General features: G+C 68.6%; 8 protein-coding genes. All 8 read right to left on the reverse strand.

Features of this window, described 5'->3' with window-relative positions; all coding sequences use genetic code 11:
* On the reverse strand, nt 1-1,145 hold a 1,145-nt coding region (locus ACR2FV_RS05010; protein ID WP_434014603.1), incomplete at its 3' end, for an amidase.
* A 115-nt stretch (nt 1,146-1,260) separates the two neighbouring features.
* Nucleotides 1,261-2,757 carry a sodium:solute symporter family protein gene (locus ACR2FV_RS05015; RefSeq protein ID WP_434014604.1) on the reverse strand — a complete coding sequence of 499 codons (1,497 nt, stop codon included), beginning with the start codon at nt 2,755-2,757 and terminating at the stop codon, nt 1,261-1,263.
* 259 nt (nt 2,758-3,016) lie between these two features.
* The gene (locus tag ACR2FV_RS05020) at nt 3,017-3,166 is read right to left on the reverse strand and encodes a hypothetical protein (protein ID WP_434014605.1); all 150 of its coding nucleotides are present in this window, start codon (nt 3,164-3,166) and stop codon (nt 3,017-3,019) included.
* 272 nt (nt 3,167-3,438) lie between these two features.
* Nucleotides 3,439-3,651 (reverse strand): hypothetical protein, encoded by a 213-nt coding sequence (locus ACR2FV_RS05025; RefSeq protein WP_434014606.1) that lies wholly within the window; start codon nt 3,649-3,651, stop codon nt 3,439-3,441.
* 32 nt (nt 3,652-3,683) lie between these two features.
* The gene (locus ACR2FV_RS05030) at nt 3,684-4,712 is read right to left on the reverse strand and encodes an alanine racemase (RefSeq protein WP_434014607.1); all 1,029 of its coding nucleotides are present in this window, start codon (nt 4,710-4,712) and stop codon (nt 3,684-3,686) included.
* Between the two features lie 104 nt (nt 4,713-4,816).
* Entirely contained in the window at nt 4,817-6,343 is a 1,527-nt protein-coding gene (locus ACR2FV_RS05035) for an N-acyl-D-amino-acid deacylase family protein (RefSeq protein ID WP_434014608.1), read from the reverse strand.
* Between the two features lie 68 nt (nt 6,344-6,411).
* The gene (locus tag ACR2FV_RS05040) at nt 6,412-7,263 is read right to left on the reverse strand and encodes a nitrilase-related carbon-nitrogen hydrolase (RefSeq protein WP_434014609.1); all 852 of its coding nucleotides are present in this window, start codon (nt 7,261-7,263) and stop codon (nt 6,412-6,414) included.
* A complete protein-coding gene (locus tag ACR2FV_RS05045; protein ID WP_434014610.1) occupies nt 7,250-7,390 on the reverse strand; it encodes a hypothetical protein in 141 nt (46 codons plus the stop codon). Before ACR2FV_RS05045 ends, ACR2FV_RS05040 begins: the two co-directional genes overlap by 14 nt.
* Nucleotides 7,391-7,900 lie beyond the last annotated feature (510 nt).

Here is a 7,900-nt window from a genome sequence, read left to right on the forward strand (position 1 = left end):
GCGGCACGCAGCTGCTGGGCGGCCTCGTACTGCGCCGGGGTGCGCCCCAGCCCCGCCTCGAGCCGCAGTCGGACATCCGGAGGCAGCAGGTATGCCCGTTCACGCAGCGTCTCGAGGTTGCTGCGCAGCGCCTCCATGGACATGGTCGCCAGCTGTGCCCCGGGGACGTGCTCGGCGAGGGGCAGATCGACGTCCACCAGGGTGAACCCCGCCGCCTGGAGACGGTCCAGCGTCGCGGCGAGCGCCGCCCGGACGGCCGGGTCGAGCAGCGTGTCGAAGTACCCGCGCAGGACCCCGAGGACCGGCTGGCCGGCGTCGTCCTCGGGAGCGCTCTCCCGGGGGCTCTGCCCGGCCATGGCGGCGAAGGCCTCGGCCACCAGCGCGACGCTGCCCGCGAGCGGCCCGATGTGGTCGAGCGTCGGCGCGAGCGGGTGGCAGCCCTCGACCGGGACGGCCCCGAAAGTGGGCTTGAGACCCACGACCCCGCAGAGCGCGGCGGGTATGCGGATCGAGCCCGCCGTGTCCGTCCCAACCGTGACATGGGCGCTGCCCTCGGCGACCGCGACGGCCGATCCGCTGCTCGATCCGCCGGGGATGGCGCCGGGCACCGCCGGGTTCTGCGGCACGCCCCAGTCGCTGCTGGTGCCCGTGGCGCCGTAGGCAAGCGCGTGCAGGTTCGTCGTCCCGACGATGTCGGCACCGGCACGGCGCAGGGCGGAGACCGCCGGGGCCTCGGCGGCGGGCGTGGAGCGGTGGGCCCGGGTCGCCGCCGTCACCCGGTGACCGTCGACGTGCATGAGGTCCTTGACGCCGACCTCCAGGCCCCGGAGGGGTCCGGGCACCGTGGCGGGCCGGTCCTCGAAGACCGCGGTCCAGGTCGGCTGCTCGCGCGGGGTGGTGAGCGGCTGGCGGTGCATCGAGTCTCGGTTGTCCGCGGTCGACCATCGGGCCCAGTCCACCGAGGCCACGGGCGGGCCGCCCTCCGGCGGCTCGTGCTGCAACACGGCGCTGCGCAGCGTCTCGAGCACCTGGTCGTCCTCGGCCCGTCGGGCCTCCCACTGCTCCTCGCGGCCCTCGCTGGAGAGGCCAGACTCGGCGGCGGCCAGCAGCATCTCGTCCAGGCTGCGGCTGGCGAGGCCGCTCACCGGTCGTCCCTCCAGTACCACAGCCACAGAGTCAGGACGATGAGCGCGAGACCGAGGAGGGTGCCGTACAGCCAGATCGTCAGCATGGGGTTGATCCACATCGCAGGACGTCCTTTCAGTTCGAAGCGTTCGCCCGGGCCAGGGTCTTGGCGTCCTCGCGGAAGACCAGGCCCGCGACGACCATGGCCGCCAGTCCCACGAGGACCGCCCAGGCCCCTGCGGCCAGGGTGCTCTTCTCGAAGCCGATGAAGTGGATGACGAGGTAGCCGACCAGACCTGCCACGGCGGAGATCGAGGCAGCGCGGGCGCTGGCCAGCCGGGGCAGGAAGAGGGCGACGAGGATGGGTCCGAGCGTCGCCGACGCCACGCCGGAGATGCCAATCCAGATAAAGGTCCCGATGAAGTCCGGCGGACGGATCACGAGCAGGGTGGCTGCCACGCCGGTGAGCGCGGTCAACCAGCGCGAGATCGACAGGGTGCGGCGGTCGATCTCCTCCTCGGGCACGTTCTTGCCCATCAGGCCCCGGGGCACCAGGAACTTGCGGTAGATGTCGTTGGCGATCGAGGTGGAGATCACGACGAAGATGCCGTCGCTGGTCGACATGGCGGCCGCCAGGACGGTGACGCCGAGCAGGGCCACGAGGATGGTCGGGAAGGCCACCTGAGCGTACTCCATGATGGCCGCGTCGGCGCTCTCCAGCCCGGGGACGACCACGGCCGCGTAGAGGCCACCGAAGACGACGGAGAGGAAGGCGATCGCGCATAGGACGTAGGTCAGGATCATCTTGGCCATGTCGGCGGGGTCCCGCAGCGCCAGCACCTTGTTGAACAGGTGCGGCTGGGACGAGAACGCGAACTGGATGATGAAGGCGCCGACGATCGGGGGCACGGAGTAGAAGACCGCGGAGTCGGGGTTGACGACGGCCACCATCGACGGATCCTGCGCCTCCAACGTCGCGGTGACCTCGCGCATGATGCCGGTGAAGCCCTTGTCGAAGACCCAGAAGCCGCTGACCAGGACGAGCAGCCCGGTGAGGGCCATGAGCAGGGCCTGGGCGGCGTCGGTGTAGATGTCCGCGAACGACCCGCCGCCGACGGTGTAGAGCGTGACGATCACGGCGATGGCCACGAGGCCGACCAGGTAGGGCGGGCCGAGGAGCTGCTGGAAGCTCAGGCCGCCGGCGCTGAAGTGGGCGGCGATGTAGAAGAGGTTGAACAGCGTGGCCAGGGCGACGACGACCCGCAGGAAGCTGCTGCCGTAGCGGTCTCCCAGCCAGTCCGGCAGGGAGAGCGAGCCCTGGCCGGTGTTGATGTTGCGCACGCGCTTGGCCACGACGATGAGGCCCAGGGGTGAGGCGATGATCAGCGTCAGCACGATCCACAGGGACGACAGGCCCCAGCCGTAGGCCCAGCCGGTGTAGCCGACGAACGTCGCGGCGCTGAAGAAGGTGGCCGCGAAGGCGAGCCCGAGGGTGACCGGACCCATGGCTGCTCCCGCGATCGCGAAGTCGGCGACCGTCTGGGTCCGGCGGTACCCGAGCCATCCCAGGTAGGCCATCAATGCGAGGAACAAGAGCAGGCCGACCGACATCATGACCTGAAGCGAACTCATCCGAAGCTCCTTTGCAAACGATTGCGGCCGAAGTTAGCAGGCGTCAGCCGTAAGCGCAGCGCCCCCGACGGCGGCCACCTCCGAGTTGGGCCAGGACAGAGCCAGGCCCCGGTGCCCCGTCACAGGACCGTGCACCCGGGCCGGTGCGCCGCGAAGGTATGCGGCGCGCGCTCGCGTCAGTCGGCGAGGACCTCGGAGACCTGCGAGTTCTCGGTCGTGCGCCCCGTAGGGGTCGGGGCTGCGGATCGTCACCACGTGCTCACCCGGCTCGAGGCCGGCGGGCACCGGTGCGGTCCAGATGTGCGAGGAGGGCTGCGGGCGGGCCGGCAACGTCGGCAGGGCTCGCCACGACGGTGGCCTCGATCCCCTCAGCGCGCAGAGCCTGCTCGATGAGGCGGTCGAAGTTCAAGGTGATGATCAACCTTTACCACGAAGACGGGCCTCGTGCCGCCGAGCACGTCGTCCATCAAGATCGGTCCGGCGAGCAGCACCCAGGAAGGATACGAGGCGCTGTCACGGCTTGGGTCGGGCGAGGTGTCGGCCGCCGACAGCCTGGCAAGAGCGGTCGCAGGAGGTCGTCGCTGCTTGCTCGACCCACGGCTCGCTCCCCAAGCGCCACGAGATGAGAATTTGCAGGCAGACGCCGAGCAAGATCAGGCGTCGTCGGAGCGGCGCGACCGCTTAGGGCCTGCCAGTAAATAACACACTGTTACGTCGGATCGGCGGGTCTGAGGGGTCGCGGTTGCCCGCGATCCCCCACGCGATGGCGACCATGATGGCGGTGAAGACCGCCCAGTAGGCCACGCAGATCCACGCCTCCCGCAACGAGATCGCGTACCTCGGGTCGTGCTCGAAGTCCTCCGTGGAGGGCGGACGGTCGGTGAAAGGTTTCATCGGTTCTCCTCTGCTGGTCAGGGCCGTACCGGTCAGGAGTTGGCGCCGCGGGCAGTCACGGGCCAGATCTGCACCTTCACCTCCTCACCGACGACCGTGAGGGTGTCGACGAGGTTGACGGCGATGCAGACGTGATTGGGAACGACCCGGAGCACCGCACCGAGTGCAGGTTCCTGGCCGTGAGGGACCTCAACGACCGCGTGGTGCTCGCTCAGTTGGACGATCCGAGCCTCGGGGTGGTCCAGCAGACGCCCGTACCCGCTCGCGTACGCGGCCCTCTCACCGCCCAGGATCTTGCTGCCGGCGTCCACGACGACCCGTCCCGGTCTCCGGCTGACGACGCGTCCGTAGGCGGTCAACGCGATGTCCTCGCGCGTGCACCGGTTCAGCTCCCATTGTTGGGCGTCGTTGAAGACGTACACCCCCGGCCTTGCTTCGGTCAGGACGCCCGGAGCCATCTCGGCCACCGACGGGGTCGACCCGCCAGAGATGACCGAGGGGACCAACCCCACGGCCCGGCAGGCGTGCGCGGCGACGCGCAACGCCTTGGCTTCTGCCACGGCTACGTCAGCGGCGGCGCCAGGGGCGTAGGAGTGGCCGGGGAAAGAGAACAGTCCGCGGAAACCCGCGCCGGCCCCGACGACCGCAGCCGCCAGCTCACCGGCGTGCTGCGGATCGCACCCGGTACGGTGATGACCGGAGTCGACCTCGACCATCACCTCGATGCGCGGGTCCAGCTTCCCGGCCAGGTGCTCAGCACCCTCGACGGACTCGACCCCGACCGCGACGCGAGCCGTCTCGGTGAGGAGGGCAAGGCGCCGGGCCCGGTCAGCATCGACCCACACCGGGTAGGCGATAAAGATGTCGGTGCAGCCGGCGCCGGCGAACACCTCGGCCTCACCAATGGTCGCGACCGTGATGCCAACCGCGCCGGCGCCCAGTTGCAGTGCGGCGATGTCAGGGCTCTTGTGCGTCTTCACATGGGGGCGGACCGACAGCCCGACAGCGTCTAGTCGTCCGTGGACGCGGGCGATGTTGGCCTCCACGATCGTGCGGTCCACAACCAGGTACGGGGTGGAGCGCGCCAACGTCGACGTCGGCCCATCCCTGGGTGGGCGGTACTGGCAGGACATGGCCACCTCCTAGTAGTGTCCAACGATTGATGTCACCGGCGGGCGGGCGTGAGGCGACGACCCGTCCGGTGCCCCTGCCAGGTGCCGTCCAGGACCGAGAGGTGCCCACCCTGGTAGACCCGGTGGATGCCCGTCGGTGCCAGGGTCGGGTCCTCGTAGGTGGCGCCGTCGGCGACCGTGGCCGGGTCGAAACAGACGAGGTCGGCCACGAACCCTGTCCGGACCTGTCCACGGTGCGGGATCCCGAAGATGTCGGCCGGCAGGGACGTCATCCGACGCACCGTGTCCTCCAGCTCCAGCGCGCCCTGATCGCGGACATAGCGGCCCAGGACCCGCGGGAACGTCCCGTACGTCCGCGGGTGCGGCCGCCCGCCGGTACCCGGCGGCAGCCCGTCGGACCCGAACGCAGTCTGTGGGTGGGCCAAGACGGTGACGACATCGGCCTCGTCCATCATGTGCATGACCATTGTGGCCATCAAGTTCTCTTGCACGAGCAACTGCGCGGCCGCACGCAACGGCGAAGTATTCAGCTCGTGACCAAGCTGGGCGACGCTCTTTCCCTCGTGCCGGTGGGTTCCTGTGCTGGAGATGATGACGTTGTCCCACCCGGCAGCCAACGCCAAGTTCTCGAACCTCGATCCTGGCTGCGCCAGGTCCCGCTCAGCCCGTTCCAACGCCTCGGCCGACCCCAGCCGCGCCAGAACCGCCTCGGAGCCTCCGTCGTGGAACCAGGGTGGCAGCATCGCGGTCAGCATGGTGCTACCGGCCGTGTACGGGTAGGCGTCTTGGGTGACGAGCTGTCCTGCCTCTCGGGCGACGTCGAGCTCGTCCAGGACCTGTCCCATCTGACCCCACTGGGCCCGGTCAGCGACCTTCAGGTGCGACACATGGAGGCGGCCCTTGTGCCCAGCGACCGTGCGCAGCGACTCCTTGATGCTGTCGCGTAGGTGCACGCTCTCGTTGCGCATGTGGGTCGCGTAGACCCCGTCGGAGCCCAGGCGGGCGCTGAGCGCGGACAGCTCCTCTTCGACCGCGAACAGCCCCGGCGGGTAGATGAGACCGCTGGAGAGCCCGAACGCTCCGGCCTCCAACGCCTCCTGCAGCAGCCCGCCCATCAGGTCCAGCTCAACGCGTGTCGGGGCACGGTTCAGACTTCCGAACGCCGCGACGCGCAGCACGTTATGGCCCACCAACGGGGCGTAGTTCGTGACGTACCCGCCGGCATCGGCATGGGTGAGGAAGTCCGCGAAGGAGGTCCACGGGAACTCCATCGGAGGGAAGATGCGACCCATCAACGTCTGCAGGTCCGCAACGTCGGCGGGGTTGACCGGACCCAGACTGAACCCGCAGTTGCCAACGACCTCCGTCGTGACGCCCTGCACAACCTTGGATGTGTCCGCCTCCGCCAGGAACGGAACGTTGTCCGCGTGCGAGTGCGTGTCGATAAGCCCCGGGCAGATGACAAGCCCTGACACATCGATGACCTCAGCGCCGTTCGGAGGCCGCTCCCCCGGCAACACCACGGCCGCGATCTCCTCGCCTTCCAGCACCACCGTCATCGGGCGGGCAGGGGTACCAGTCCCATCGATGAGAGTGCCGTTGACCAACCACGTTTGACCCGAAGTGCTCACGATCTCATCCCCCCAGCAGATGCCCTCAACTGACCCTGCCCCGGGACCGGCAGCGGGTCGCCCCGGCCAGTGCGCTCCACGATGAGGGAGTACTGCTCCGGGCGCCGGTGCGCCGCGAAGTTAAAGATCTCGTCCCGGTAAGCCTTAGCCGCGTCCAGATCGATGACCGTGTGCACCACCTCGTCGCCGGTGCCGAGCGCTCGAGCACTGACCTCACCAGAGGGAGCCACGACCGCTGACCCACCGATCATCGGCACACCGTCCTCCGTGCCCGACTTCGCAGCAGCAGCAACCCACAACGAGTTCTGGTACGCCCCTGCCTGCAGGGACAGCAGGTGCGCCGACATGCTGTGGTGCGCCTCCGGCTCCCAGCCCGGCAACCCCAACGGCGTGTTGTACCCCAGCACCACGACCTCAGCGCCCTGCAACGCCAACACCCGGTACACCTCCGCCCACCGACGGTCATTGCACAGGCACATCCCGACCCACACCCCGTCCACGTCGAACACGCCGAACCCCAGATCCCCCACCTCGAAGTAGTACTTCTCCAGGTGCTGCGAGGGCGCCCCCTCCACAGGGACAGCGTGACCAGGCAGATGGATCTTGCGGTACTTGCCCACGACGGCACCAGCGCTGTCGACCACGATGGACGTGTTGAACCGCTGCCCATCCGCTGTCAGCTCCGCATACCCCAGGTAGAACCCGACACCCAGCTCACGAGCCCGATCGAACAACGGCTGCACCGCCTCGTTCGGCATCTCACGCTCGAAGTACAGGTCAGCCTCCGACAGCTCCTCCAACCAGTACCGCGGAAAGAACGTCGTCAACGTCAGCTCAGGAAAGACCACGAACCTGGGCCGCCCGGGCCGCCGCATCCTCCAGCAGCACCAGCAGACGCACCACCACATCCTCACGGCGCTCCCCCGGCTGGATACCCCCCACCTGAGCCACCGCCAGCGACAGCTGACGTCCCACCGTGAACCTCCCACCACTCGAACGGCTATCTCAAACGCAATCGATTGCAGAACCATAGCAACTGCGTGGCTCCCGTCAAGGGGTCGCGCACGGTGAAGGAAAGAGGTACGACGCGGCGGGAGGACGGCTGTTACGGGCTGTACCGGACCAGTCGGTAGTTGGCCTCACCATGTCGCTTGCGGCGCTGCCGCTGAACCTCGGTCGCCATCTGCTTGTTCCACGCGCCTTCCCACATCGACCCACGTGGAGCGAGGGCCGATCAGGAGCACTGGAGTGGTTCCCACGTTCACTGTGATCCCCTCGTCGGGTGAGGTGGCCAGCTTTGCCCCTGCGGCATCGCCATGGTTACGCCGCAGCCCTTCACCATGGCCTCCCGACCGGCAAGATCAATCCGATCCAGGAGTTCCCGCCCACACGGGCGGTGCGCACCGCGATCCAGCCCAGATCCACCGGGTTTTGAGCTGGCGGAGGTCTTGAGGCTGACGTTCCGCACATCTCGGATGGAGTATC

The sequence above is a fragment of the Ornithinimicrobium sp. genome, assembly GCF_051004135.1.
Classification (GTDB): domain Bacteria; phylum Actinomycetota; class Actinomycetes; order Actinomycetales; family Dermatophilaceae; genus Ornithinicoccus.

What these genes read in the sequence shown, in the direction of transcription:
- ACR2FV_RS05015 (WP_434014604.1), bottom strand. Translation starts at nt 2,757, where the DNA reads ATGAGTTCGCTTCAGGTCATGATGTCGGTCGGCCTGCTCTTGTTCCTC.
- ACR2FV_RS05025 (WP_434014606.1), bottom strand. Translation starts at nt 3,651, where the DNA reads ATGAAACCTTTCACCGACCGTCCGCCCTCCACGGAGGACTTCGAGCAC.
- ACR2FV_RS05035 (WP_434014608.1), bottom strand. Translation starts at nt 6,343, where the DNA reads ATGACGGTGGTGCTGGAAGGCGAGGAGATCGCGGCCGTGGTGTTGCCG.